The organism is Pseudomonas sp. B21-035 (assembly GCF_024748945.1).
Lineage (GTDB): Bacteria > Pseudomonadota > Gammaproteobacteria > Pseudomonadales > Pseudomonadaceae > Aquipseudomonas.
Genome location: NZ_CP087179.1, coordinates 16,195 through 41,552, shown reverse-complemented (window position 1 = coordinate 41,552; position 25,358 = coordinate 16,195). Strand labels below are relative to the sequence as shown.

Here is a 25,358-nt window from a genome sequence, read left to right as displayed (position 1 = left end):
ATATCGCGCCTTGCCTTAATTTCAGAGAGCCCTGACGCAGGCAAGTTCAGAAGGATTACAAGCCCCGGCATTGATTCCTGCAGATGTGCCCATACAGAGCTAGAAAGGCCGTTGGATTGTTTGCGGCCACTCGACTGCCCAGGAGGCGCCAACGCCCATGAAGCAACTTGCCGATATCAAGATTTCCACCCTCGACCTGGTGCCAGTACGCGCCGACAGCGGCCCGGCGCAGTCCCTGCGCAACTCACTGGACCTGGCGCAACACGTCGAGAAGTTTGGCTACAACCGCTTCTGGGTGGCCGAGCACCACAACATGGATGGTATCGCCAGCTCCGCAACCTCGGTGCTGCTCAGCTACCTGGCCGGTGGTACCTCAACCATTCGTGTTGGCGCCGGCGGGGTGATGCTGCCCAACCATGCGCCACTGGTGATCGCCGAACAGTTCGGCACACTCGCCAGCCTGTATCCCGGGCGAATCGACCTGGGCCTGGGCCGCGCGCCGGGCTCCGACCAGATGACCGCCCGCGCCCTGCGCCGCGAACGCTCGGGCAGTGCCGACGACTTTCCCGATGACGTCGAAGAACTGATGCGCTACCTGGGCCCGCGCACGCCGGAGCAGAAGGTCATTGCCGTGCCGGGTTACGGTACCGAAGTGCCGATCTGGCTACTGGGTTCGAGCCTGTTCAGTGCACAACTGGCCGGCATGCGCGGTTTGCCCTATGCCTTCGCCTCGCATTTCGCTCCACGTTACATGCACGAGGCGATTCGCGTGTACCGCAACCACTTCCAGCCCTCGGCGGTGCTCGACAAGCCTTATGTCATGCTTGGCGTACCACTGGTGGCGGCCGAGACCGATGAACAGGCCGACTACCTGGCCACCTCGGTGTATCAGCGCATCCTCGCCCTGATGCGCGGGCAAAGCCTGGTGCAACGCCCGCCAGTGGAGACCATGGACGGCCTGTGGTTGCCGCATGAGCGGGAAGCGGTGGGCAGCTTCCTGGGCCTGGCGATGGTCGGCAGTCCGCAGAAAATCCGCGCCAAACTGGAGGTGTTGCTGGAGCAGACCGAGGCGGATGAGCTGATCTTCACCTGCGACCTGTATGAGCATGCCGACCGCATACGCTCTTATGAGCTGCTGGCGCAGACGGTTTTGCGCAGCTGAGGGCCCCATCGCGGGTCAAGTCGAGTCGTCGCACCGCCGCTCCCACATGTAGGAGCAGCGGTGCGACGACTCGACTTGACCTGCGATGGATTCAATATCGATCAGCCGCGCTTGTAGACGATTTCCTTGGTACCGCCTTCGCAGCTACCCACGACCTTGCCGTCTGCGGCAGCGCCTTTATCGACGATCTCCAGCGAGTAGCCGCTGACACCCTTGGCGTCCAGCTTGGCTGCTATTTCGCCCTTGAGCTCTTCACATGGCTTGCCGGCTGCCAGCGCAGTACCGGCCAGCGTCATCAAACCTATCGCTACTACCAACTTCTTCATCGATCGCTTTCCTTGTTCAGATCAAAATAGAGAAGGGCGCCAGGAAGGCCGGGCGCCTCAGGACTGTGTAACGCAATTGACCCGCACAAGCCAGTGTCGCCGCATCAGCTGTTGACGATGCGAAAGCCCACTTTGAGCGTGACCTGAAAATGCGCGGCCTTGTTGTCCTTGATATGGCCTCGGGTGTCGACCACTTCGAACCACTCAAGGTGCTTGATGCTCTTGCCTGCTTCGGCCAGGGCATTGTTGATCGCCTCTTCGATAGAGGTGGGCGACGAGCCGACCAGTTCGATTTTCTTGTAGGTGTGATGATCAGACATAAGCAATCTCCTTTTTTAATGTGAGATAGAGCCTAGCAGCGCCGGGCTGTTTTACCTGCGAGGGGTAAATGCCGTTAAAAGTTCGACTGCACTTTCCCAGCAGCCTGTAGTCGGAACCTACACAGCTCAACTCAACCTCGAAGGAGAGTCACCATGGCCAACACCTCGCTGCGTAAAGCTTCGCTGCAAAGCATGGAAGCGGAAATCGAAAGCCTGCTCAAGTCACTGGAAAGCCTCAAGGACGATGCCTCGGATGAGTCGCGCAAAACCCTCAAGACGCTCAAGGGCAACGCCGAGAATGCCCTGCGCCATTCGCGCAGCCTGCTCAGCGATGCCTACGAAGAAGTAAAAACCAAGACCCGCGAGACTGGCCTGGCCACCCGCGATTACGCCCAGGAACACCCGTGGACCACCGCCGGCGTCGCCGTTGGCGCCCTCGGCTTGCTGGCCGCCTACCTGATGTGCAAACGCGGTAACTAAGCGGCCTGGCGCGCAAGCTCCGCGCGCAACCAGCCGGCCAATTGCTCGGCGCGCCCGTCTGCGGCGCGTCGCGGCACCCACAGGGCCAGCGCGGCCTGGGTTTCGCAAAAACCCCATGGCGCCGCCAGGCGCCCGGCGCGCAAGTCGTCGGCTACCAGCGGTTGCGGCGCAATCGCCACGCCCAACCCTGCCACTGCAGCCTCCAGCAAGTAATACAAATGCTCGAAATCCTGCCCGTAACGCAGCGCCTGCGGGTCGATACCTTGCTGCGCCGCCCAACTTGGCCAGGCTTGCGGGCGCGAAGTGGTCTGCAACAGGGTTTGCGTCAGCAACGCCTCGGCTGGCGCCTGCTGCAAGCGGCTGAACCCGGCAAAGTGCGGGCTGAGCACCGGGCCAATACACTCCTGCGCCAGCACATGCACTTGCATATCCGCAGGCCAGGGCGGCTCGGCAAACACCAGCAAGGCATCCAGCCCTGGGCGACGCGGGTCGAGATCACCTTCACCGGCCGACAGGTGCAGGCGCAGTTCCGGCAAATCCGCTTTTAATCGCCCCAGCCGTGGGATGAACCAGCGCGCCAGCAGGCTGCCGGAGCAACCGAGGACGAACGGCGCATCGGCGCCGCTCTGGCTGATGTCCGCACACGCGCCGCGCAAGCGCTCGAAGGCATCACTACTGGCATCGCGCAAACGCACCCCGGCATCTGTGAGTTTAAGGCCACGTCCTTCCTTAACGAACAAGGCCACCCCAAGGTGTTCTTCGAGCACCTTCAATTGCCGGCTGACCGCGCCGTGGGTAACGTGTAGCTGTTCGGCCGCCTGGCTGACGCTATTGAGCCGGGCAGTGGCTTCAAAGGCCCGCAGGGCATTGAGTGGGGGCAGGTCCTGGCGCATGACGTGTGAGTTTTCCTGACAGGTTGTCGCAATCTTATCGGTTTTCAGTTGCGCGTGTCGTGGTTAGAGTAAAGCCATTCCCGACTTCACTACCGCCCTGGAGCGACCCATGACCCAGACCAACTTCCGCGCCGGCCCCGATGCCAATGGCCTGTTTGGCGCATTCGGCGGCCGCTACGTGGCAGAAACCCTGATGCCGCTGGTACTCGACCTTGCCCGCGAATATGAAGCAGCCAAAGCCGACCCGGAATTTCTCGAGCAACTGGCGTACTTTCAGCGCGACTACATCGGCCGCCCGAACCCGCTCTACTTCGCCGAACGCCTGACCGAACACTGCGGCGGTGCAAAGATCTTCTTCAAGCGTGAAGAGCTCAACCACACCGGCGCGCACAAGGTGAACAACTGCATCGGCCAGGTGCTGCTGGCCAAGCGCATGGGCAAAAAACGCCTGATCGCCGAAACCGGCGCCGGCATGCACGGCGTGGCCACTGCCACCGTCGCCGCGCGCTTCGGCCTGCCTTGCGTGATCTACATGGGCGCCACCGACATCGAGCGCCAGCAAGCCAACGTGTTCCGCATGAAGCTGCTGGGCGCAGAAATCGTTCCGGTCACCGCCGGCACCGGCACCCTCAAGGACGCGATGAACGAAGCCCTGCGCGACTGGGTCACCAACGTCGACGACACCTTCTACCTGATCGGTACTGTAGCGGGCCCGCACCCGTACCCGGCAATGGTCCGCGACTTCCAGTCGATCATCGGAAAAGAGACCCGTGAACAGCTGCAAGCCAAGGAAGGGCGCCTGCCCGACAGCCTGATCGCCTGCGTCGGCGGCGGCTCCAACGCCATGGGCCTGTTCCACGACTTCCTCGATGACGCCAGTGTGCAAATCATCGGCGTCGAAGCCGGTGGCCACGGGGTCGACACCGACAAGCATGCCGCCAGCCTCAACGGTGGCGTACCGGGCGTGCTGCACGGCAACCGCACCTACCTGCTGCAGGATGCCGACGGCCAGATCACCGACGCCCACTCGATTTCCGCCGGCCTCGACTACCCCGGCATCGGCCCGGAACACGCCTGGTTGCACGAAGTGAAACGCGTCGAGTACGTCAGCATCACCGACGACGAAGCCCTGGCCGCGTTCCACACTACCTGCCGCCTGGAAGGCATCATTCCGGCCCTGGAAACCTCCCACGCCCTGGCCGAAGCGATCAAACGCGCACCGACTCTGCCCAAGGATCACCTGATGGTGGTGTGCCTGTCCGGGCGCGGCGACAAAGACATGCAAACCGTGATGAGCCATATGGCCGCCCAGGAGAAACAGGCATGAGCCGTCTTGAACAACGCTTCGCCGAACTGAAGGCCGAAGGCCGCTCGGCACTGGTCACCTTCATCACCGCAGGCGACCCTGGCTACGACGCTTCGCTGCAGATCCTCAAAGGCCTGCCGGCTGCTGGCGCCGACGTCATCGAACTGGGCATGCCGTTCACCGACCCGATGGCCGACGGCGTGGCAATCCAGCTCGCCACCCTGCGCGCCCTGGACGCCGGTCAGACCCTGGCGAAAACCCTGCAAATGGTTCGCGAGTTCCGCGTCGACAACCAGACCACGCCGATCGTGCTGATGGGCTACTACAACCCGATTCACCGCTTTGGCGTCGAGGCCTTCGTGGCTGAAGCCAAGAAAGTGGGCGTGGATGGCCTGATCATCGTCGACCTGCCGCCGGAGCACGACGCCGAGCTGGCCACCCCGGCCCAGGCCGCGGGCATCGACTTCATTCGCCTGACCACCCCGACCACCGACGACGTGCGCCTGCCGCGCGTGCTGGAACGCAGCTCGGGCTTCGTCTACTACGTGTCGGTTGCCGGTGTTACCGGTGCCGGTTCTGCGTCCACTGAACACGTCAGCAGCGCCATCAAGCGCCTGCGCCGGCACACCGACCTGCCGATCAGCGTCGGCTTCGGTATCCGCACGCCAGAGCAGGCTGCGGCGATTGCCAGGCTGTCGGATGGCGTCGTGGTCGGTTCGGCGCTGGTCGACAAGATAGCCAATGCGGCCACTGCCGAGCAGGCTGTGGGTGATGTGCTCGAGCTGTGCTCGGCGCTGGCCCAGGGTGTGCGGGGTGCACGCAAGGCCTGATCCCTGTGGGAGCGGCGGTGCGACGCCTCGACTTGCCCCACGATTGCGGTCCATCAGACAGATCGCAATCGCGGGGCAAGCCCGCTCCTACCCCGGAACCAAAAATTACTTGAAAATCGAAAGATCCAGCGGCCGCACCGCCCCCATCCAGATCGCATGATCACGATGATCGGCCAGCTCGTCACCAGTCAACGGATGCAGAAACACCACCAGCCCTTGGCGATATAACGCCAGCCAGGGCAGCACCACCCCCACCACTTCAGGCCCGAAGGCCAACTGGCAGCTCCAGTCCGGGTGCGGCCCGACCGGCTTCTGATGCATGCGCCCCATGGTCACCGGAAACAGCCGAGCGGCTTCTTCGCACAACTGGCGAGCCTGCTCCAGGGTGCTGGCGTCATAGTAGATATGCGCGTGATAGCCCTTGATCCTTTGCACGAAAACTCCTTAATCGCAACGAACCTGCGCCTGGCTACGCGGGTCAAACGATCACCCGTTGCCAATGGAGTGATCTGGTGAAAAATGCCGAAACCCCAGTGTTCAAACTGGTCCTGCTTGGAGGTTTGAGCAGCCTGGGCAGCGCCCTGATGGCCGAATTGCTCAAGCGCCAGCATGAGGTGATCGCCGTGCTCGATGATCTCAATACCCTGGCACCACGCCCCGGCCTGCACTTCAAGACCGGCGGCCTCGATACTGCCGATCAGGCCGAACAAAGCGTGGCCGGCGGCTCGGCGGTGGTCTGCCTGTTGCCAGCACTGGCGCCCGATGACTTTGCCGCGCAACTGCGCATGAGCCAGGCGCTGATCGCCGGCATGTCCCGCACCACTATACGCCGGCTATTGCTGGTGGGCGATTTCACCGTACTGGAGCAAAGCGAGGGGCACAATCGGCAGCAACGGGCCTGCGCCGAACGGATCGTCGACCTGTTGCAGCGCAGCCCGCTGCACTGGACCCTGATCAACACCCCGCAGCAAGTTGCCGGCCTGGGCATCGAGCATTTTCACCAGACCCATGGCACCCTCGAGCCGGGCCTGGCCGAACCACTGCAACGCCTGGCCCGAGTGGCAGCGGCCATGGTCGATGCCCTGGAGCTCAAGCTGCACCATGGCGAGCATGTGAACTTTGTTTTCTGACGCGGCTTGCACCCGAGCGCCCGACATCGCACCCTGAACAGCTTCCGCCTGCAATAGAGAGTGCTCATGGCCTGGCCTGACCGCCATCGACTGCTGCCGTTTCTCACCTGGTTGGCGCGCCAGACCGGGGCCAGCGTGCGTCGCGATCTGCTGGTGGGCCTGAGCGGGGCGATCCTGGCCCTGCCGCAATCAATCGCCTATGCCCTGATTGCCGGGCTGCCGGCCGAGTACGGGCTGTACGCAGCGATCGTACCGGTGATCATCGCCTGCCTGTGGGGCTCGTCCTGGCACCTGATCTGCGGGCCGACGGCGGCAATCTCGATTGTCCTCTATGCCAGCATCAGCCCCCTGGCAGTTGCGGGCAGCAGTGACTACATCACCCTGATCCTGCTGCTGACCTTCCTCGCCGGGGTGTTTCAGTGGTTGCTGGGGCTGCTGCGCTTCGGCGCGCTGGTCAATTTCGTCTCGCAGTCGGTAGTGCTGGGTTTCACCCTCGGTGCTGCGCTGGTCATTGCCCTCGGGCAATTGCCCAACCTGATGGGTATCGACTTGCCCAGCCAGGCCACCGCGCTGAAGACCGTGCAAAACCTGCTGGCGCATGCCCCGGAGGTGGATTGGCCCTCGTTGTTGCTGGGGCTGGGTACGCTGCTGCTGGGTATTGCGTTGAAGCTGTTGCAGCCGCGCTGGCCGGGCCTGTTGATAACTCTGGCGGTGGCCAGCGTGCTGGTCTGGCTGCTCCCAGGTGTTTTCGGCCATGTGCAGTTGGTGCCCGGCTTCATCGGTCAGCTTCCACCGATAAGCCCCTTGCCGCTGCTGGACCTGGAGCTGATTTTGCGTCTGCTACCCAGCGCCGTGGCGGTCGGCATGCTTGGCCTGGTTACCAGCCTGTCGATTGCCCGCTCGCTGTCAGCACGCTCCGAGCAACTGATCGATGCCAACCAGGAAATCCGCGCCCAGGGCCTTTCAAACATGGTCGGGGGGTTTTTCTCCGGCTACCTGTCATCCGGTTCCTTCACCCGCTCCGGGCTCAGCTATGAGGCCGGCGCCCGCTCGCCCCTGGCCGGGGTGTTTTCCGCCCTGTGGGTAACGTTGTTTGCAGTAGCAGGGGCGGGGCTGATCGCGCATATTCCGATCCCGGCCATGGCCGGCAGCATCCTGCTGATCTGCTGGGGCCTGGTCGATCATCGGGCGATCCGCGCGCTGTTTCGCGTCAGCCGTTCGGAATTCCTGGTGATGGCCCTAACGGCAGCAGCAACACTGTTGCTCGAGCTGCAAACGGCGATCTACGCCGGGGTGCTGGCGTCGCTGTTCTTTTACCTCAAACGCACCTCACGGCCACGGGTGCAGCAGTCCCGCGAAGGGGATGCCGACGTGTTGCGGGTGGGTGGGTCAATCTTCTTCGGCGCCAGCCACTACCTGCAGGTGCGCTTGCAGCGTTGCCCAGGGCCGCAGGTAGTGATCGATGCCCGGCAGATCAACTTCATCGATTATTCCGGGGTCGACATGCTTCATCGCGAAGCGCGCCGCCTGGGTCGTGCTGGCGGCAGCCTGACGCTGCGCCGGGCGCGGGCGCAAGTGATCGAGGAGTTGCACAAGCTGGAGGGGGCAGCGCACTGCCCGATCCGCTTCGAAGATTAGCCGCGCGCCAGTTGACGGCGCAGTTCGTCGAGCACCGGCGCGGTGTCGGGGCGCACGCCGCGCCAGATGTAGAACGCCTCGGCGGCCTGCTCGGCAAGCATACCCAAGCCATCGAGGACCTTGGCCGCCTTGTGCTCGCTGGCCCAACGGCAGAAAGGCGTAGGCTCCTTGCCATACATCATGTCGTAGCACACGGTCTTGCCGGGCTCGATCAGGCTAGGGGAGATCGGCGGCAGCTCACCGGCAAGGCTCGCCGAGGTGGCGTTGATGATCAGGTCGACCGGCTCTTCAAGCCAGTCGAAGCCGCTGGCAGCCACCGGCCCCAGGTCGGCGAATTCACGGGCCAGTTGCTCGGCTTTTTCCACCGTGCGGTTGGCGATTACCAGCGAAGCCGGTTTGTGCGCCAGCAATGGCTCCAGCACCCCGCGCACGGCACCGCCGGCGCCGAGCAACAGGATGCGCTTGCCACTCAGTGGCACCCCGGCATTGACGGTAAGGTCGCGGACCAGGCCGGCGCCATCGGTGTTGTCGCCCTGCAAGGTGCCATCGGCGAGCTTGCTCAGGGTATTTACCGCCCCCGCGCGCTGGGCCCGTGGGGTCAGGCTATCGACCAGGCGATAGGCTTCTTCCTTGAACGGCACGGTGACGTTGGCACCCAGGCCCTGCTTGAAAAAGCCCTGGGCGCACATGCTGAAGTCATCCAGCGGCGCCAGCAGGGTGCTGTACTCCAGTTGCTGGCCGGTCTGGTCGGCGAACAGGCGATGGATCAGCGGTGACTTGCTGTGGCCGATCGGGTTGCCGAATACAACGTACTGGTCCATTCAGGCGGTTCCTGGGTCAAGGTCGGGCAGGGCCGGAAAGTTATCCACAACGGCTCAGTGGCTGGCCTTGGCCTCACCAAGCCAGTCACGGTCCTGCAGGAAATACTCGGTCAGGCGCGCTTCTTCGCTGCCTGGCGCGGCCTTCCAATCGTACCCCCAACGCACCTGCGGTGGCAGCGACATGAGGATCGATTCGGTACGTCCGCCCGATTGCAGGCCGAACAGCGTGCCACGATCGTAAACCAGGTTGAACTCGACATAACGGCCGCGACGGTATTCCTGGAACTCACGCTGCTCGGCGCTATAGGGCTGGTCTTTACGGCGCTGGATGATCGGCAGGTAGGCCTCGACATAGGCATCGCCGATGGCGCGGATGAAAGCGAAGCAGGTGTCGAAGTCCCACTCGTTGAGGTCATCGAAGAACAGACCGCCGATGCCGCGAGGCTCGCCACGGTGCTTGAGATGAAAGTAGCGGTCGCACCAGGCCTTATAGCGCGGATAAACATCGGCACCGAACGGCGCACAGGCGCGCTCGGCAACCTGGTGCCAGTGCACGCAGTCTTCTTCGTTGCCGTAGTAGGGGGTCAGGTCGAAGCCGCCGCCAAACCACCAGACCGCTTCTTCGCCTTCTTTCTCGGCGATGAAAAACCGCACGTTAGCGTGGGAAGTCGGCACATGCGGGTTGTGCGGGTGGATCACCAGCGACACCCCCAGGGCTTCGAAACCGCGCCCGGCCAGTTCTGGTCGATGAGCACTGGCCGACGGCGGCAAACCGCTGCCGAATACGTGGGAGAAGTTCACACCGCCTTTTTCGATGACCTTGCCGTCGCCGATCACCCGGGTCCGCCCGCCACCGCCGGCCTCGCGCGTCCAGGCGTCCTCGACAAAACGGGCGCCGCCGTCTTCGTTTTCGAGGGCGGTGCAGATACGGTCTTGCAGGTCGAGCAGGTAGGCTTTCACGGCCTCGGTGCGGCTAGTCATCAGGTCACCTGGAAGCGGGCTAAGGCAAATTCGGCGCGTAGCATACCACCGGCGGCGGGCTGGCCGCAGTTGACGGCGATCAAGCAAAGGCGTCCGATAGGGGTTTTCCCGCTAGCTTCAGGAGAGTGCAGATGGCCAAGCGTATCCAGTTCAGCCAGCATGGCGGCCCCGAAGTCCTGACCCTGGTCGACTTCGAGCCGGCAGCGCCCGGCCCGCAGCAGGTTCGCGTGCGAAACCAGGCGATCGGCCTGAACTTCATCGACACCTACTTTCGCAGCGGCCTCTATGCTCCGCCGTCGCTGCCCTCCGGGCTGGGTACCGAAGGCGCCGGGGTGGTCGAGGCGGTAGGCGAGCAGGTCAGCCGGCTCAAGGTTGGCGATCGCGTCGCCTACGCCGGCGGCCCGCTCGGAGCCTACAGCGAAGTGCACGTGCTGCCCGAAGCCAATCTGGTCAAACTCCCCGACAGCATCAGCTTTGAGCAGGCGGCGGCGGTGATGCTCAAGGGCCTGACCGTGCAGTACCTGCTCAAGCAGACCTACGCAGTGCAGCCGGGCGAGACCATTTTGTTCCACGCCGCCGCTGGTGGCGTCGGTTCCCTGGCCTGCCAATGGGCCAAAGCCCTGGGCGCCAGGTTGATCGGTACTGTCAGTTCTGCCGAGAAAGCCGAGCGGGCCAAGGCCCTGGGCGCCTGGGCAACCATCGACTACAGCCGGGAAGACGTCGCCCAGCGAGTGCTGGAGCTGACCGACGGCAAGAAATGCCCGGTGGTGTACGACGGCGTTGGCCAGGACACCTGGCTGACCTCACTGGACTGCCTGGCGCCGCGCGGGCTGATGGTCAGCTTCGGCAATGCCTCAGGGGCGGTGAGCGGGGTCAATCTGGGAATACTGGCGCAGAAGGGCTCGCTGTATGTCACCCGGCCAACCCTGGCCAGCTACGCCAACAACGCCGAGAACACCCAGGCCATGGCCGACGACCTGTTTGCGATGATCGCCAGCGGCAAGCTGGCTGTGGATATCCACCAGCGTTATCCACTGAGCGAGGCGGCCAAGGCGCAGAGCGAGCTGTCGGCGCGCAGGACAGTGGGGTCGACGGTGTTGCTGCCTTGAAACAGTGGTGAATTGATCGCGGGACAAGCCCGCTCCTACACAGTCGCTAGGAGCGGCGGTGCGGCGACCCGACTTGTCCCGCGATTGGCCTCAACCAGCCCGCACAACCTCACCGCTCGCCAAATCGCGAATCACACTCGGGTTACGCCGCCCGCCCAAAGCGCCACCGAGCACCAGGTCCAACTGTCCACGGAAGTACTGCTCGACGCGCAAGCGGGTCTTGGCTGCCGGGCGACCTTGCGGGTTGGCTGAAGTGGAAATCAGCGGGCCGACCAATGCACAAAGGTCACGTACCACCGGGTGATCGCTAACGCGCAACGCCACGGTGTCGTGCACCCCGGTTATCCACTCGGGCAGCAGGTTCTGATGTGGCACCAGCCAGGTGTTCGGCCCCGGCCAGGTGGCAGACATGCGGTCGAGCCAGGTTTCAGGGAAATCCTCGAAAAGGAAGTCGAACTGGCGGATATTGTCGGCGATCAGGATCAGACCCTTATCGACCGAACGCGACTTGATCGCCAGCAGGCGATCCACCGCCTCTTCGTTCCATGGGTCACAGCCCAGGCCCCAGACCGCCTCGGTCGGATAGGCAATCACCGCACCGGCCCGAATTTCACGCGCGGCTTGTTGCACACGCCAACTGCTCACCATTGTTTTCACTCCGCATAAAGGCAGATGAGCAGTGTACTTAGCCGGGCCGGGCAAACCAACGCCCGGCTTCACTACAGACCCTTCCAGCCAGTTCCAGCTCGGTCAGCGCCGCCAGCACCCGGGGCAACGGCCAGCCGCTGCTGCTGGCCAGGCCCTCGGTAGTTTGCGGTGCGGCCAGCAACAGATCGACCAGTTCATGGCCGGCAATGGCGTCCACCTGCAACGGCGGCAAGCGTTGCCAACCCTGCAGGGTTTCGACGATCTGATCGACAGTCTCCACCAGCAAGGCGCCGTCGCGAATCAACTGGTGACACCCCTTGGATCCCGGGTGATGAATCGAACCCGGAATGGCATATACCTCGCGGCCTTGCTCGGCCGCCAAACGCGCGGTGATCAGCGAGCCACTGGCAAGGCTCGCCTCGACCACCAATACACCCAGCGACAGGCCACTGATGATCCGGTTACGCCGGGGAAAGTTGCCCGCAACGGGCCCGGCATCCAGCGGAAACTCGGAGACCACCGCGCTACCTTGCTCGATCATCGCCGCCGCCAGCGCTCTGTGCCGCTGTGGATAAAGTTTTTGCAGCCCTGTGCCGAGCACGCCGATGGTCTGCCCGCCAGCGTCCAGGGCAGCCTGGTGTGCGGCGCCATCGACGCCCAGGGCCAGGCCGCTGGTAATGACAAAACCACCCCGAGCGAGGCTGCGCGAGAAGGCCGCAGCCGTATCGAGCGCCGGCCTCGATGCCCTGCGGCTGCCGACGATCGCCAGCTGGGGTTTTTCCAGAATCGCCGGGTTGCCGGCGATGAACAGCAGCGGTGGGGCGTCGCCCAGTTCCGCCAGCAAACCTGGATAGCCAGGGTCGTCCCACATCAGTAAATGCTGGTCGCGGGCCTCTAGCCAGCGCATTGCCGCGGCGACGCCTTCGCGTACTTCAAGGCTGCGCCGGGCATCGCTGCTGTCTGCGGGTACGCCCAGCGTACGCCAGGCCGTGGCCGGCGCACTGAGCGCTGCCGAGGCATTGCCAAAGGCCTGGATCAATGTGTGAAAACGCCGCGGCCCTAGGGACGGCAGCAAGTGAAGGCGCAATCGCGCTTCGAGTTCGGCGGGAGAACACGCCGGCGATAAGGGTTGCGACATGACGATCATCCTTGATCGGGAAGCGTGGGCCAGCCGTGAACAAGCTGTGGATAACTCTGTTGATAATACTTTGACAACCGGTTGACGGATTTCCCTCGGCGGCATTCTTTCAGGCTTGGCGCCATGGGTGGAAAAGCACCCTGAAACCTTAGCTGACCTTTGCCAGGTGCCGAATGCGCCGAATCCCTTTATTATGTGTACTCATGTTTGTAATTCATCGCACAGTGCAGCTCATACGCTTATGGCCATTCTGAACATCCTCGAATTCCCGGACCCGCGCCTTCGCACCATCGCCAAGCCGGTGACCGAAGTCGACGACGGCGTTCGCCAGTTGATCGATGACATGTTTGAAACCATGTACGAAGCCCCTGGCATCGGCCTTGCCGCTACCCAGATCAACGTGCACAAGCGCATCGTGGTCATGGACCTGAGCGAAGATCGCAGCGAGCCACGGGTGTTCATCAACCCCGAGCTCGAGATGCTGACCGACGAAATGGACCAGTATCAGGAAGGCTGCCTGTCGGTGCCCGGCTTCTACGAGAACGTTGACCGCCCGGTGCGGGTCAAGGTCAAGGCGCTGGACCGCGACGGCAAGCCGTACGAGCTGATCGCCGAAGGCCTGCTGGCGGTGTGCATCCAGCACGAATGCGATCACCTCAACGGCAAGCTGTTCGTTGATTACCTGTCGACGCTCAAACGCGACCGGATCAAGAAGAAGCTGGAAAAACAGCATCGCCAGCAAGCTTGATCTGCTCTTCCCAAAGGCTTGCTCCGGCAAGCCTTTTTCTTTTTAAGCGAGAACTCCATGCGCATTGTCTTCGCAGGCACCCCAGAGTTTGCCGCCGAACACCTCAAGGCCCTGATCGCCAGCCCCTATGAAGTGGTAGCGGTCTACACCCAACCGGACCGTCCGGCCGGTCGTGGGCAAAAACTGATGCCCAGCGCGGTCAAGCAATTGGCTGTGGATAACGCCATTGCGGTGCTGCAACCAGCGACCCTGCGCAATGCCGAGGCCCAAGCGGAGCTGGCGGCGCTCAAGCCGGACCTGATGGTAGTGGTCGCCTATGGCCTGATCCTGCCCCAGGCGGTGCTGGATATTCCGCGCTTGGGCTGCATCAACAGCCACGCCTCGCTGCTGCCGCGCTGGCGTGGCGCCGCGCCGATCCAGCGCGCGGTCGAAGCCGGTGACAGCGAAAGCGGCGTCACCGTGATGCGCATGGAAGCGGGCCTGGACACCGGGCCGATGCTGCTCAAGGTCAGCACCCCGATCAGCGCCAGCGACACGGGTGGCAGCTTGCACGACCGCCTGGCCGAAATGGGCCCGCCGGCCGTGCTCGAGGCCGTTGCCGGTCTCGCCGCGGGCACCTTGCAGGGTGAAGTCCAGGACGACAGCCTGGCCACTTATGCACACAAGCTGAACAAGGACGAAGCGCGCCTGGACTGGAGCCGCCCGGCCGTTGAGCTGGAGCGCCTGATTCGCGCCTTCAACCCGTGGCCGATCTGCCACAGCACCCTCAACGGTGAAGCGCTGAAGGTGCTCGGCGCGAACTTATCCACAGGCTCCGGCAACCCGGGTGAAATCCTCTCTGCCAGCAAGGACGGCCTGATCGTCGCCTGCGGCGAGCAGGCGCTGTGCCTGACCCGCCTGCAATTGCCGGGTGGCAAGGCGCTGAACTTCAGCGACCTGTTCAACAGCCGCCGCGAGAAATTCACCACCGGCACGGTGCTTGGCCAATGAATCCACGTCTGGCAGCCGCCCGCGCCCTGGCGGCAGTACTCAGTGGCAAGGCGTCGCTGAACAGCTCGCTGCCAAGCCAGCTGGACAAGGTCGAAGTGCGTGACCGTGGCCTGACCCAGGACCTGGCCTTCGGCACTGCGCGCTGGCAGCCACGGCTGTCGGCCCTGGCCGAACGCCTGCTGCAAAAACCGTTCAAGGCCGCCGATGCCGACGTCGAGGCGCTGCTGCTGGTCGGCCTGTACCAGTTGCTCTACACGCGCATCCCCGTCCACGCCGCCATCGGCGAGACCGTCGGCTGCGCCGACAAGCTGAAAAAGCCCTGGGCCAAGGGTTTGCTCAACGCCGTGCTGCGCCGTGCGCAACGCGAAAGCGGCGATATCTTCGCCGAGCTTGAGCGCGACCCGGTCGTGCGCACCGCGCACCCGCGCTGGCTGCAAAAGTCGCTCAAGGCGTTCTGGCCCGAGCAGTGGGAGGCCATCTGCGCCGCCAACAATGCCCACCCGCCGATGATCCTGCGGGTCAACCGACGCCATCACAGCCGTGATGCCTACCTCGAACTGCTGGGTGAAGCCGGCCTTGAAGCGGCGCCGTGCCAGTTCAGCGGCGACGGCATCTTGCTCGCTGAAGCCTGCGATGTACGTGGCCTGCCCGGTTTCGACCAGGGCTGGATCAGCGTCCAGGACGAAGCCGCACAACTGGCCGCCGACTTGCTCGACCTGGCCCCCGGCCAGCGCGTGCTCGACGCCTGCTGCGCCCCGGGCGGCAAGACCTGCCATCTGCTCGAAGCCCAGACCGGGCTCGACGCCGTGGTCGCCATCGACCTGGAAGCCAAGCGCCTGACCCGCGTGCGCGAGAACCTCGATCGTCTCGGCCTCGACGCCCAGTTGATCGCCTGCGACGCCCGCGACACCGCCAGCTGGTGGGACGGCAAGGGCTTCCAGCGCATCCTGCTCGACGCGCCGTGCTCGGCCACCGGCGTAATCCGCCGCCATCCGGACATCAAGCTGACCCGCCAGGCCGATGACATTGCCGCCCTGGCCAGCCTGCAAGGCGAGCTGCTTGACGCCCTGTGGCCAACCCTTGAGGTCGGCGGCATCCTGCTCTACGCCACCTGCTCGACGCTGCCGACGGAAAACACCGAAGTGATCGAGGCCTTCCTCGCCCGCACTCCCGGCGCCCGTGAGCTGGACCTGGCGACCCAGGCCGGTATCCGCCAGCCCCATGGCCGCCAGTTGCTGGCCCAGGCAGGCGGACACGACGGCTTCTACTATGCCAAGCTGATCAAAATCGCCGCCGCGCGCGGATAACAAGAGAAAGGAACAGCGGATGAAGATCATCATCCTCGGCGCAGGGCAGGTCGGCGGCACGCTGGCTGAACACCTGGCCAGCGAAGCCAACGATATCACCGTGGTCGACACCGATGGCGACCGCCTGCGCGACCTCGGCGACCGCCTCGACATCCGTACCGTGCAGGGCCGCGCCTCCTTCCCGACCGTGCTGCGCCAGGCCGGCGCCGACGATGCCGACATGCTGGTGGCGGTCACCAACAGCGACGAGACCAACATGGTCGCCTGCCAGGTTGCCCATACCCTGTTCCACACCCCGACCAAGATCGCCCGGGTGCGCGAATCGGCCTACCTGACCCGCGCCGGGCTGTTCGACAACGACGCCATTCCGGTCGACGTGCTGATCAGCCCCGAGCAGGTGGTCACCCACTACATCAAGCGCCTGATCGAACACCCCGGCGCCCTGCAGGTGATCGACTTCGCCGAGGGCAAGGCCCAGCTGGTAGCCGTCAAGGCCTACTACGGCGGGCCGCTGGTGGGCCAGCAATTGCGCCAGATCCGCGCGCACATGCCCAATGTCGACACCCGCGTAGCGGCAATCTTCCGCCGCGACCGGCCGATCCTGCCGCAGGGCGACACGGTCATCGAAGCCGACGACGAAGTGTTCTTCATTGCCGCCAAGGCGCACATCCGCGCGGTGATGGGTGAGTTGCGGCGCATCGACGAAACCAACAAGCGCGTGGTCATCGCTGGCGGCGGGCAAATCGGCGAGCGCCTGGCCGAGGCAATCGAAAGCCGCTACCAGGTGAAAATCATCGAGATGAACCCGGCCCGTTGCCGGCACCTGTCCGACACCCTGGAAAGCACCGTGGTGTTGCAGGGCAGTGCCTCGGACCGCGACCTGATGCTTGAAGAGAACATCGCCGAAGCCGACATCTTCCTGGCCCTGACCAACGACGACGAAGCCAACATCATGTCCTCGCTGCTGGCCAAGCGCCTGGGCGCGCGCAAGGTGATGACCATCATCAACAACCCGGCCTACGTCGACCTGGTCCAAGGCGGCGAAATCGACATCGCCATCAGCCCGCAGCTGGCCACCATCGGCACCTTGCTGGCCCACGTGCGCCGCGGCGATATCGTCAGCGTGCACTCACTGCGCCGCGGTGCGGCCGAGGCCATCGAGGCGATCGCCCATGGCGACTCGAAGTCGAGCAAGGTAATCGGCAAGGCCATCGAAGACATCGCCCTGCCACCAGGCACCACCATCGGCGCAATCATCCGCGACGAAGAAGTGCTGATCGCCCATGACGACACGGTGATCGAAGCGGGCGACCACGTGATCCTCTTCGTTGTGGATAAAAAGTACATCCGTGACGTCGAGAAGCTCTTCCATGTAGGGTTGAGCTTCTTCTAAAGAGGGAGCTGGAATGCGCGAATCACTGGAAAAGATGCTGGCCAAGGGTGTGGATAACGCCCTGTTGCGCTTTGGCCTGGGCAAGGCCTGGCTCGATGAAGGCAACGGCGCCGAGGCGGCCGTGCATTTACAGCGCTGCGTCGAGCAGGACCCGAAGTATTCGGCGGCGTGGAAGCTGCTGGGCAAGGCGCATCAGCTCGAGGGTGACCTGGCAGCTGCGCGCAAGGCCTGGGAGCAGGGGCTGGAAGCGGCTCGCGCGCACGGCGACAAGCAGGCAGAGAAAGAGATGACGGTGTTTCTGAAGAAGCTCGATAAGGCTGGTTGAGCCATCGCGGGGCAAGCCCGCTCCTACAGGGATTGTGGATAACTGTGGGAGCGGGCTTGCCCCGCGACAGGGCTTTCAATACCAGCGCGGCTCGCCCGGCGGGCGCTTCTTGAAGCGCTTCATGCTCCACATGTACTGGCTCGGATACGCCCGCACATAGCGCTCGACCACCTGGCTCATGGCCGCCGCCGAGGTCTCGGTGTCTTCGCTGTACATCGCCTCGGGCGCGGCTTCCAGGATGACCTTGAAGCCCGAGCCATCCGGCAGGCGCAAGGCATGCAGGAACACCCCTACCGCCTTGCCGCCAGCGAGCATGTTCGGCACGAACTTGCTGGTCAGCGCCTTGGTGGCGAAGAACGGCACGAAGATACCCGCCGACTCGGCCGGCTCCGGGTCGGCCGGAATGCCCACCTGACCGCCTTTGCGCACTTCCTTGATGATGCTCAGGATGCCTTCCTTGGTCGACGCCGCGACGCGGTTGCCCAATTGCACGCGCTGTTCGCGCAGCAGGTCATCGACCGCCTTGAGCTTGGGCGGGCGGTAGAAAATGATCGGTTTGCACTGGCTGCAATAGAAGTGGTTGAGCACTTCCCAATTGCCCAGGTGGCTGGTGATGCCAACCACGCCCTTACCCGATGCCAGGGCCGCCTCAAGCACTTCCAGGCCTTCGACCTCGCGCACCAGGTCGAGCGAACGCTGGGCCGGCCAGATCCAGGCGCAGGCGCTTTCGGTAAAGGACTTGCCGATGTCCATCAGGGTCCGGCCCACCAGTTGCTCACGGGCAACCGGGTCCATTTCCGGGAAGCATTTGGCCAGGTTGATGCGCACCACGTTGCGCGAACTGTTCGGCACCTTCCACATGATCCAGCCGATGGCCGCGCCGACCCGCTGTACCGCGCCCCAGGGGAGCTTGGCAAACAACCGCAACGCCCCGACCATCAAGGCGCCCTTGAATTTATCCACAGGCTGGTTCCTCTTTCTGCAAGCCGGCCATTGTAACCCTCAGCGCAGCAGAGCGGCGTAGCGATCACAATCGGTGGTGTGGTCCATGACCATGCCGGTGGCCTGCATGAAGGCATAGCAAATGGTCGGTCCGACAAAGGTGAAGCCAGCTTTCTGCAGCGCCTTGCTCATTGCCTTGGCCTCGTCGGTGACCGCCGGCACCTCGCTGCGCTGGACGAAATGATTGATCTTCGGCGCGCCGCCGACGAACGACCAGAGCCATTGCCCGGGGTTTTCCAGCGCCAACCAGGCCCGCGCATTGCGCCGCGCGGCGTTGAGCTTGAGGCGATTGCGGATGATGCCCGGGTCGAGCATGCGCTCTTCAATTTCGTCGTCGCTCATCTGCGCCAGACGCTCTGGGTCGAAACCGAACAGCACCTGGCGGTAGCGTTCGCGCTTTTTCAGCACGGTAATCCACGACAACCCGGCCTGGAAGCCTTCGAGCAGGAGCATCTCGAACAGCTGGCGCGGATCGCGCTGCGGCGTGCCCCATTCCTGGTCGTGGTACGCCTGGTAAAGCGGATCGTCGGTACACCAAAAGCAACGTGGCATAAGGCTCCAAGGGTAGAGGCCTGCGCGAATCGGGTTATACTCCCGCTCTTTATATTCGCAGCCCTAGAAACAGGTGATTTTCGTGAGCCAGCCTACGCCAGCCGTGCGTACCTTCCAAGACTTGATCCTCGCCCTGCAGAACTACTGGGCCGAGCAAGGTTGTGTGGTGCTTCAGCCCTACGATATGGAAGTAGGCGCCGGCACTTTCCATACTGCCACGTTCCTGCGCGCCATCGGCCCGGAAACCTGGAACGCCGCCTATGTGCAGCCTAGCCGTCGTCCGGCGGATGGCCGTTATGGCGAAAACCCGAACCGCCTGCAGCACTACTATCAGTTCCAGGTGGTCCTCAAGCCGAACCCGGCGAACTTCCAGGAACTGTACCTGGGCTCGCTGAAAGCCATCGGCCTCGACCCGCTGGTGCACGACATCCGTTTCGTCGAAGACAACTGGGAATCGCCGACCCTCGGCGCCTGGGGTCTGGGTTGGGAAATCTGGCTCAACGGCATGGAAGTCACGCAGTTCACCTACTTCCAGCAAGTGGGCGGCATCGAATGCTTCCCGGTCACTGGTGAAATCACCTACGGCCTGGAGCGCCTGGCCATGTACTTGCAGGGCGTTGATTCGGTCTACGACCTGATCTGGACCGACGGCCCGTTCGGCACGGTGACCTACGGCGACGTGTTCCACCAGAACGAAGTGGAGCAGTCGACCTACAACTTCGAGCACGCCAACGTCGAGAAGCTGTTCGAACTGTTCGACTTCTACGAAAGCGAAGCCAACCGCCTGATCGAGCTGGAACTGCCGCTGCCGACCTATGAAATGGTCCTCAAGGCCTCGCACACCTTCAACCTGCTCGATGCCCGTCGCGCCATCTCGGTGACCGAGCGTCAGCGTTACATCCTGCGCGTACGGACCCTGGCTCGGGCGGTGGCCCAGAGCTACCTGCAAGCCCGCGCCAAGCTGGGCTTCCCGATGGCGTCCCCTGAATTGCGTGATGAAGTGTTGGCTAAGCTGGAGGCTGCACAATGAGTGCTCAAGATTTCCTGGTTGAACTGGGCACCGAAGAACTGCCACCCAAGGCCCTGAGCAGCCTCGGTGACGCCTTCCTCGCCGGTATCGAGAAAGGCCTGCAGGCCGCTGGCCTGAACTACACCGACAAGCAGGTGTTCGCCGCGCCGCGCCGCCTGGCCGTACTCATCCGCAACCTCGACACCCAGCAGCCGGACCGCAGCGTCAACCTCGACGGCCCGCCGCGTCAGGCCGCCTTCGACGCTGACGGCAACCCGACCCAGGCCGCCCTGGGTTTTGCCAAGAAGTGCGGTGTAGAGCTGTCGGATATCGACCAGAGCGGCGCCAAGCTGCGCTTCTCCCAGCACATTCCGGGCAAGGCCACCGCCAGCCTGCTGCCAACCATCGTCGAAGACTCGCTCAACGACCTGCCGATCCCCAAGCGCATGCGCTGGGGTGCGCGCAAGGAAGAGTTCGTGCGTCCAACCCAGTGGCTGGTGATGCTGCTCGGTGACGAGGTGGTCGACTGCACCTTGCTGGCGCAGAAAGCCGGTCGCGAATCCCGTGGCCACCGCTTCCACCACCCGGAAAACGTGCGCATCAGCGCCCCGGCCAATTACCAGGAAGACCTGCGCAAGGCCTACGTGCTGGCCGATTTTGCCGAGCGCCGCGAGCTGATCAGCAAGCGTACCGCCGAACTCGCCCTGCAGCAGGAAGGCAGCGCCATCGTGCCGCCAGCCCTGCTCGATGAAGTGACCGCCCTGGTTGAATGGCCTGTGCCGCTGGTGTGCTCGTTCGAAGAGCGCTTCCTGGAAGTGCCGCAAGAAGCGCTGATCACCACCATGCAGGACAACCAGAAGTACTTCTGCCTGCTGGATGCCGACGGCAAGCTGCTGCCGCGCTTCATCACCGTGGCCAACGTCGAGAGCCGCGATCCGAAGCAGATCGTCGAAGGCAACGAGAAGGTCGTGCGCCCGCGCCTGACCGACGCCGAGTTCTTCTTCAAGCAAGACAAGAAGCAGCCGCTGGAAAGCTTCAACGAGCGCCTGCAGAACGTGGTGTTCCAGGCCCAGTTGGGCAGCGTCTTCGACAAGGCCGAGCGGGTTGCCAAACTGGCCGCCTTCATCGCCCAGCGCATTGGCGGCGACGCCCAGCGCGCGGCGCGTGCAGGTTTGCTGTCGAAGTGCGACCTGGCCACCGAGATGGTCGGTGAATTCCCTGAAATGCAGGGTGTTGCCGGTTACTACTACGCCCTCAACGACGGCGAGCCGCAAGACGTCGCCCTGGCCCTGAACGAGCAGTACATGCCGCGCGGTGCCGGTGCCGAACTGCCGTCGACCCTGACCGGCGCGGCCGTGGCGATTGCCGACAAGCTCGACACCCTGGTCGGTATCTTCGGTATCGGCATGCTCCCGACCGGTAGCAAAGACCCCTATGCCCTGCGTCGTGCAGCGCTGGGCGTACTGCGCATCCTGATCGAGAAGCAGCTGGACCTGGACCTGAACGAAGCAGTGAACTTCGCCGTCAGCCAGTTCGGTGCCAAGGTCAAGGCCGCGGGCCTGGCCGAGCAGGTGCTGGAATTCGTCTTCGATCGTCTGCGTGCCCGTTACGAAGACGAAGGCATTGACGTTGCCACCTACCTGTCGGTGCGTGCCCTCAAGCCAGGCTCGGCCCTGGACTTCGACCAGCGCGTGCAGGCCGTACAGGCCTTCCGCCAGCTGCCGGAAGCCGCTGCCCTGGCCGCGGTGAACAAGCGCGTGTCAAACCTGCTGAGCAAGGCCGAAGGCGCTGTCGCCACCACGGTCGAGCCGAAGTACTTCGACAACGCCAACGAGTTCTCCCTGTACTCGGCGATCCAGCAAGCCGACCAGGCCGTTCAGCCAATGGCTGCGGCGCGCCAGTACAGCGAATCGCTGGCACGCCTGGCCGCTCTGCGTGAACCGGTCGACGCCTTCTTCGAGGCGGTGATGGTCAATGCCGACGACGCCAATGTCCGCGCCAACCGTTATGCCCTGCTCAGCCGCCTGCGCGGTCTGTTCCTGGGCGTGGCCGACATTTCGCTGCTGGGGTAAGTCTTGAAGCTGCTGATTCTCGATCGGGACGGGGTGATCAACCAGGACTCCGACGCCTACATCAAGTCGCTGAACGAGTGGATTCCGATCCCGGGTTCGATCGAAGCGATTGCGCAGTTGAGCAAAGCCGGCTGGACGGTGGCGGTGGCCACCAACCAGTCCGGCATTGCCCGTGGCTACTACGACCTGCCGACCCTCGAGGCCATGCACGGGCAATTGCGCACGCTGGTGGCCGAGCAGGGCGGCGAGGTCGGGCTGATCGTCTATTGCCCGCACGGGCCCGATGAGGGCTGCGCCTGCCGCAAACCCAAGCCGGGCATGCTCACCACCATTGCCGCGCACTACGGCGTGAATCTGGCCGGCGTGTGGTTTGTCGGTGATAGTAAGGGTGACCTGGAAGCCGCTTTGGCCGTCGATGCTCAACCAGTTCTGGTAAAAACCGGAAAAGGCGAGAAGACCCTGAGCAAGGGAATTCCAGAAAACACGCTGATTTTCGATGATCTGGCAGCCATCGCCAGAGAACTTATCCACAAATAGCGCGTCTGCATAACAGGCGCACTTTTACTAGGCGGGCAAGCCCGCAACGGTACATGCCGCTATGTCGATCTTGCAGGCGATCAGAATTTTTCTTTTTTACCTGCTGCTGGGTACCAGCTCCTTGCTGTGGTGCACCCTGAGCTTTTTTATCGCGCCGTTTTTGCCTTTCAGCGCCCGCTACCGCTTCATCAACGTCTACTGGTGCCGCTTTGCGCTGGTGTTGGTACGGGTGTTTCTCAACATCAAGGTCAAGGTCACCGGGGCTGAAAACATCCCCAAGCAACCCTGTGTGATCCTCTCTAACCACCAGAGCACCTGGGAAACCTTTTTCCTTTCCGCCTATTTCTCGCCCTTGAGCCAAGTGCTCAAGCGTGAACTGCTGTACGTGCCGTTCTTCGGCTGGGCCATGGCCATGCTGCGGCCGATCGCCATTGACCGCGATAACCCCAAGGCAGCCTTGAAGCAAGTCGCCAGCAAGGGCGATAAATTGCTCAAGGAGAACGTCTGGGTGCTGATCTTCCCCGAAGGCACCCGTGTGCCGTTCGGCCAGATTGGCAAGTTCTCGCGCAGCGGGGCCGCGTTGGCGGTCAACGCTGGCCTACCGGTACTGCCGATCGCCCACAACGCCGGCAAGTTCTGGCCCAAGCAGGGCTGGGGCAAACGTGCCGGCACCATCGAGGTGGTAATTGGCGCCCCGATGTTTGCCGAAGGCAGCGGCCCACGGGCGATTGCCGAGTTAAACGATCGTGCTGCAGCCTGGAATGAACAGACCCAGCGCGAGCTCGGCTCACTGCCTGCAGCGGCGCCGAACGCGGCACAGGGCGTGGCCTGACCGATCTGTGGATAACTTGTGTACAGTATTTGGATTTCTTAACGAAAAATTCGCTAAGTGATTAATTTAGCTACTTATTTCTCTGTATGACTGTTTTCTGAAAATCGTGCATAAGTTTTTTCGCGGCATAAAAAAACCGGCGCTTACGCCGGTTTTTTTTATGCCTGCAAATCCTCACACCTTGTCGATATCCACATCACGGGTTTCTTTCAGGCAGAACAGCCCCACCACCAGGCTGATACCGGTGATCAGCACCGGGTACCAGAGCCCGTAGAAGATGTCGCCGGTGTACACCACCAGGGCAAAGGACACGGTGGGCAGGAAGCCGCCGAACCAGCCGTTGCCAATGTGGTAGGGCAGCGACATCGAGGTGTAGCGGATACGCGTTGGGAACAGCTCGACCATCACCGCCGCCAGCGGGCCGTAGGTCATGGTCGCGATCAGGATCATGGCGACGATCAGCACCACCACCATCGGCTGGTTGACGCTGGCTGGATCGGCCTTGGCCGGGTAGCCGGCTTTTTCGATCGCTGCACGCAGGGCTGCTTCGTCAAACCCATTGATCTTCTGCTCGCCAATGCTCACCACCACTTCGGCACCAGCAGCCGCTTCAGCCGAGCTGTAGGGCAGGCCCTGTTTGACCAGGAAGGTTTTGACCTTGTCGCAGGGGCTGTCAAAACGCGCCTTGCCCACCGGATCGAACTGGAAGGTGCAGCCTTGCGGATCGGCCATCACCACAATCGGGGCCTGGCGGCTGGCGGCGTCGATCTGCGGGTTGGCGTAATGGCTCAGAGCCTTGAACAGTGGGAAGTACAGTACCGTGGCCAGCAGCAAGCCGAGCATCAGGATTGGCTTGCGCCCGACCCGGTCCGACAACCAACCGAAGAACACGAAGAACGGCGCGCCGATCACCACGCTGATAATCAGCAAAGTGTTGGCCTGGGCCGGGTCCATCTTGAGCATCTGGGTAAGAAAGAACAGCACATAGAACTGCGCGGTGTAGAAGGTCACCGCTTGCCCGGCGTTGATGCTGAACAGGGCAGTGAGTACTACCTTGAGGTTGGGCCAGGAGCCGAACGATTCACGGATCGGCGCTTTACTGGCCTTGCCCTGGGCCTTCATCTTCACGAAGGCTGGCGACTCGTGCATGCTCATGCGGATCCAGGTGGAAATCCCCAACAGCACGATCGACAGCAGGAACGGCAGGCGCCAGCCCCAGACTTCGAACTGGTCGCCACTGATGTAACGGCTGCCGAGCACCACCAGCAGCGACAACAGCAGGCCGAGGGTCGCGGTGGACTGGATAAAACCGGTGTGGAAGCCGCGTTTGCCAGGTGGTGCGTGTTCGGCAACATAAGTCGCCGCGCCGCCGTACTCACCACCGAGCGCCAGGCCCTGCAGCATGCGCAACACCACCAGAATGATCGGTGCAGCAATGCCAATGCTGGCGTAGGTCGGCAACAGGCCGACGGCAAAGGTCGACAAGCCCATCAGCACGATGGTCACCAGGAAGGTGTACTTGCGCCCGATCATGTCGCCCAGGCGGCCGAACACCAGCGCGCCGAAGGGCCGCACGAGAAAGCCGGCGGCAAAGGCCATCAAGGCAAAGATAAAGGCAGTGGTGTCGTTCACCCCGGCAAAGAACTGCTTGCTGATGACCGCGGCCAATGCCCCATAAAGAAAAAAGTCATACCACTCGAAAACTGTCCCGAGGGATGACGCGAAAATGATCTTGCGTTCTTCCCGGCGGCTGGTGCTCGCCGTTGCAGCGCCCTGCTCTTGAATGTAATCCGACATCGTTGCTGTCCT

General features: G+C 63.1%; 27 protein-coding genes. 16 read left to right on the top strand and 11 right to left on the bottom strand.

Annotated features, from left to right (window positions below):
- Window positions 1-157: 157 nt before the first annotated feature.
- Entirely contained in the window at window positions 158-1,162 is a 1,005-nt protein-coding gene (locus LOY22_RS00195; protein WP_093377667.1) for an LLM class flavin-dependent oxidoreductase, read from the top strand.
- Between the two features lie 101 nt (window positions 1,163-1,263).
- Here LOY22_RS00195 and LOY22_RS00190 read toward each other — a convergent pair whose 3' ends face one another.
- Together LOY22_RS00190 and LOY22_RS00185 are read right to left on the bottom strand one after the other, a co-directional pair.
- Window positions 1,264-1,488: a DUF1161 domain-containing protein gene (locus tag LOY22_RS00190; protein ID WP_093377672.1), complete on the bottom strand. Its 225-nt coding sequence runs from the start codon at window positions 1,486-1,488 to the stop codon at window positions 1,264-1,266.
- 104 nt (window positions 1,489-1,592) lie between these two features.
- Entirely contained in the window at window positions 1,593-1,808 is a 216-nt protein-coding gene (locus tag LOY22_RS00185) for a dodecin (RefSeq protein ID WP_010222667.1), read from the bottom strand.
- A gap of 153 nt (window positions 1,809-1,961) precedes the next feature.
- Here LOY22_RS00185 and LOY22_RS00180 point away from each other — a divergent pair, with 153 nt between their 5' ends.
- Window positions 1,962-2,288, top strand: a complete 327-nt coding sequence (locus LOY22_RS00180) for a YqjD family protein (RefSeq protein WP_045200734.1) — start codon at window positions 1,962-1,964, stop codon at window positions 2,286-2,288.
- Here the strand turns inward: LOY22_RS00180 and LOY22_RS00175 are convergent.
- Window positions 2,285-3,181 carry a LysR family transcriptional regulator gene (locus LOY22_RS00175; protein WP_176794201.1) on the bottom strand — a complete coding sequence of 299 codons (897 nt, stop codon included), beginning with the start codon at window positions 3,179-3,181 and terminating at the stop codon, window positions 2,285-2,287. The two genes, LOY22_RS00180 and LOY22_RS00175, sit on opposite strands and share 4 nt — an antisense overlap.
- A 109-nt stretch (window positions 3,182-3,290) precedes the next feature.
- On the opposite strand from LOY22_RS00175, the gene trpB reads away from it, so the two are divergent.
- Window positions 3,291-4,508: a tryptophan synthase subunit beta gene (gene trpB, locus LOY22_RS00170; protein WP_038997863.1), complete on the top strand. Its 1,218-nt coding sequence runs from the start codon at window positions 3,291-3,293 to the stop codon at window positions 4,506-4,508.
- Window positions 4,505-5,317: a tryptophan synthase subunit alpha gene (trpA, locus tag LOY22_RS00165; RefSeq protein ID WP_258595678.1), complete on the top strand. Its 813-nt coding sequence runs from the start codon at window positions 4,505-4,507 to the stop codon at window positions 5,315-5,317. The genes trpB and trpA overlap by 4 nt, the downstream gene beginning before the upstream one ends.
- 105 nt (window positions 5,318-5,422) lie before the next feature.
- On the opposite strand, the gene LOY22_RS00160 is transcribed toward trpA, so the two are convergent.
- Window positions 5,423-5,752 (bottom strand): DOPA 4,5-dioxygenase family protein, encoded by a 330-nt coding sequence (locus LOY22_RS00160; RefSeq protein ID WP_093377686.1) that lies wholly within the window; start codon window positions 5,750-5,752, stop codon window positions 5,423-5,425.
- A 77-nt stretch (window positions 5,753-5,829) separates the two neighbouring features.
- On the opposite strand from LOY22_RS00160, the gene LOY22_RS00155 reads away from it, so the two are divergent.
- Together LOY22_RS00155 and LOY22_RS00150 are read left to right on the top strand one after the other, a co-directional pair.
- A complete protein-coding gene (locus LOY22_RS00155) occupies window positions 5,830-6,447 on the top strand; it encodes an NAD(P)H-binding protein (RefSeq protein WP_258595676.1) in 618 nt (205 codons plus the stop codon).
- Window positions 6,448-6,513: 66 nt separating this feature from the next.
- Window positions 6,514-8,085, top strand: coding sequence for a SulP family inorganic anion transporter (locus LOY22_RS00150; RefSeq protein WP_258595674.1), 1,572 nt, complete (start codon window positions 6,514-6,516; stop codon window positions 8,083-8,085).
- Here the strand turns inward: LOY22_RS00150 and aroE are convergent.
- Complete coding sequence (aroE, locus tag LOY22_RS00145; protein WP_258595672.1) at window positions 8,082-8,906, bottom strand: shikimate dehydrogenase; 825 nt, start codon at window positions 8,904-8,906, stop codon at window positions 8,082-8,084. The two genes, LOY22_RS00150 and aroE, sit on opposite strands and share 4 nt — an antisense overlap.
- Window positions 8,907-8,960: 54 nt before the next feature.
- Complete coding sequence (gene hemF, locus LOY22_RS00140; protein ID WP_045200751.1) at window positions 8,961-9,887, bottom strand: oxygen-dependent coproporphyrinogen oxidase; 927 nt, start codon at window positions 9,885-9,887, stop codon at window positions 8,961-8,963.
- A gap of 131 nt (window positions 9,888-10,018) precedes the next feature.
- On the opposite strand from hemF, the gene LOY22_RS00135 reads away from it, so the two are divergent.
- Window positions 10,019-10,996: an NADPH:quinone reductase gene (locus tag LOY22_RS00135; protein ID WP_045200753.1), complete on the top strand. Its 978-nt coding sequence runs from the start codon at window positions 10,019-10,021 to the stop codon at window positions 10,994-10,996.
- A gap of 90 nt (window positions 10,997-11,086) precedes the next feature.
- Here LOY22_RS00135 and LOY22_RS00130 read toward each other — a convergent pair whose 3' ends face one another.
- Both LOY22_RS00130 and dprA read right to left on the bottom strand, forming a co-directional pair.
- On the bottom strand, window positions 11,087-11,644 hold the full coding sequence (locus tag LOY22_RS00130; RefSeq protein ID WP_045200754.1) for an L-threonylcarbamoyladenylate synthase: 558 nt from the start codon (window positions 11,642-11,644) through the stop codon (window positions 11,087-11,089).
- Between the two features lie 37 nt (window positions 11,645-11,681).
- Window positions 11,682-12,782, bottom strand: coding sequence for a DNA-processing protein DprA (gene dprA, locus LOY22_RS00125; RefSeq protein ID WP_093377700.1), 1,101 nt, complete (start codon window positions 12,780-12,782; stop codon window positions 11,682-11,684).
- A gap of 241 nt (window positions 12,783-13,023) precedes the next feature.
- On the opposite strand from dprA, the gene def reads away from it, so the two are divergent.
- Genes def through LOY22_RS00100 form a run of 5 tightly spaced genes read left to right on the top strand, consistent with a single transcriptional unit; the run spans window position 13,024 to window position 17,545 of the window.
- Complete coding sequence (gene def, locus LOY22_RS00120; protein ID WP_038605133.1) at window positions 13,024-13,530, top strand: peptide deformylase; 507 nt, start codon at window positions 13,024-13,026, stop codon at window positions 13,528-13,530.
- A 57-nt stretch (window positions 13,531-13,587) separates the two neighbouring features.
- Window positions 13,588-14,520, top strand: a complete 933-nt coding sequence (gene fmt, locus LOY22_RS00115; RefSeq protein ID WP_093377705.1) for a methionyl-tRNA formyltransferase — start codon at window positions 13,588-13,590, stop codon at window positions 14,518-14,520.
- A complete protein-coding gene (gene rsmB / locus LOY22_RS00110) occupies window positions 14,517-15,827 on the top strand; it encodes a 16S rRNA (cytosine(967)-C(5))-methyltransferase RsmB (protein ID WP_258595659.1) in 1,311 nt (436 codons plus the stop codon). The genes fmt and rsmB overlap by 4 nt, the downstream gene beginning before the upstream one ends.
- A gap of 19 nt (window positions 15,828-15,846) precedes the next feature.
- Entirely contained in the window at window positions 15,847-17,220 is a 1,374-nt protein-coding gene (gene trkA / locus LOY22_RS00105) for a Trk system potassium transporter TrkA (RefSeq protein ID WP_010222685.1), read from the top strand.
- Window positions 17,221-17,233: 13 nt separating this feature from the next.
- Window positions 17,234-17,545 (top strand): tetratricopeptide repeat protein, encoded by a 312-nt coding sequence (locus LOY22_RS00100; RefSeq protein ID WP_213602828.1) that lies wholly within the window; start codon window positions 17,234-17,236, stop codon window positions 17,543-17,545.
- A gap of 75 nt (window positions 17,546-17,620) precedes the next feature.
- Here the strand turns inward: LOY22_RS00100 and LOY22_RS00095 are convergent, their stop codons facing one another.
- Window positions 17,621-18,508, bottom strand: coding sequence for a lysophospholipid acyltransferase (locus LOY22_RS00095; protein ID WP_093377718.1), 888 nt, complete (start codon window positions 18,506-18,508; stop codon window positions 17,621-17,623).
- A gap of 39 nt (window positions 18,509-18,547) precedes the next feature.
- Window positions 18,548-19,099 carry a DNA-3-methyladenine glycosylase I gene (locus LOY22_RS00090; protein WP_045199362.1) on the bottom strand — a complete coding sequence of 184 codons (552 nt, stop codon included), beginning with the start codon at window positions 19,097-19,099 and terminating at the stop codon, window positions 18,548-18,550.
- Between the two features lie 82 nt (window positions 19,100-19,181).
- On the opposite strand from LOY22_RS00090, the gene glyQ reads away from it, so the two are divergent.
- From glyQ to LOY22_RS00070, 4 genes are all read left to right on the top strand, one after another.
- Window positions 19,182-20,129: a glycine--tRNA ligase subunit alpha gene (gene glyQ, locus LOY22_RS00085; protein ID WP_045199646.1), complete on the top strand. Its 948-nt coding sequence runs from the start codon at window positions 19,182-19,184 to the stop codon at window positions 20,127-20,129.
- On the top strand, window positions 20,126-22,180 hold the full coding sequence (gene glyS, locus LOY22_RS00080; protein WP_045199365.1) for a glycine--tRNA ligase subunit beta: 2,055 nt from the start codon (window positions 20,126-20,128) through the stop codon (window positions 22,178-22,180). Before glyQ ends, glyS begins: the two co-directional genes overlap by 4 nt.
- 3 nt (window positions 22,181-22,183) lie before the next feature.
- Complete coding sequence (gmhB, locus tag LOY22_RS00075) at window positions 22,184-22,717, top strand: D-glycero-beta-D-manno-heptose 1,7-bisphosphate 7-phosphatase (RefSeq protein WP_258595650.1); 534 nt, start codon at window positions 22,184-22,186, stop codon at window positions 22,715-22,717.
- A gap of 61 nt (window positions 22,718-22,778) precedes the next feature.
- Window positions 22,779-23,549, top strand: a complete 771-nt coding sequence (locus LOY22_RS00070; protein WP_045199369.1) for a 1-acyl-sn-glycerol-3-phosphate acyltransferase — start codon at window positions 22,779-22,781, stop codon at window positions 23,547-23,549.
- Between the two features lie 174 nt (window positions 23,550-23,723).
- On the opposite strand, the gene LOY22_RS00065 is transcribed toward LOY22_RS00070, so the two are convergent.
- Window positions 23,724-25,346 (bottom strand): MFS transporter, encoded by a 1,623-nt coding sequence (locus LOY22_RS00065; RefSeq protein WP_045199370.1) that lies wholly within the window; start codon window positions 25,344-25,346, stop codon window positions 23,724-23,726.
- Window positions 25,347-25,358: the final 12 nt, after the last annotated feature.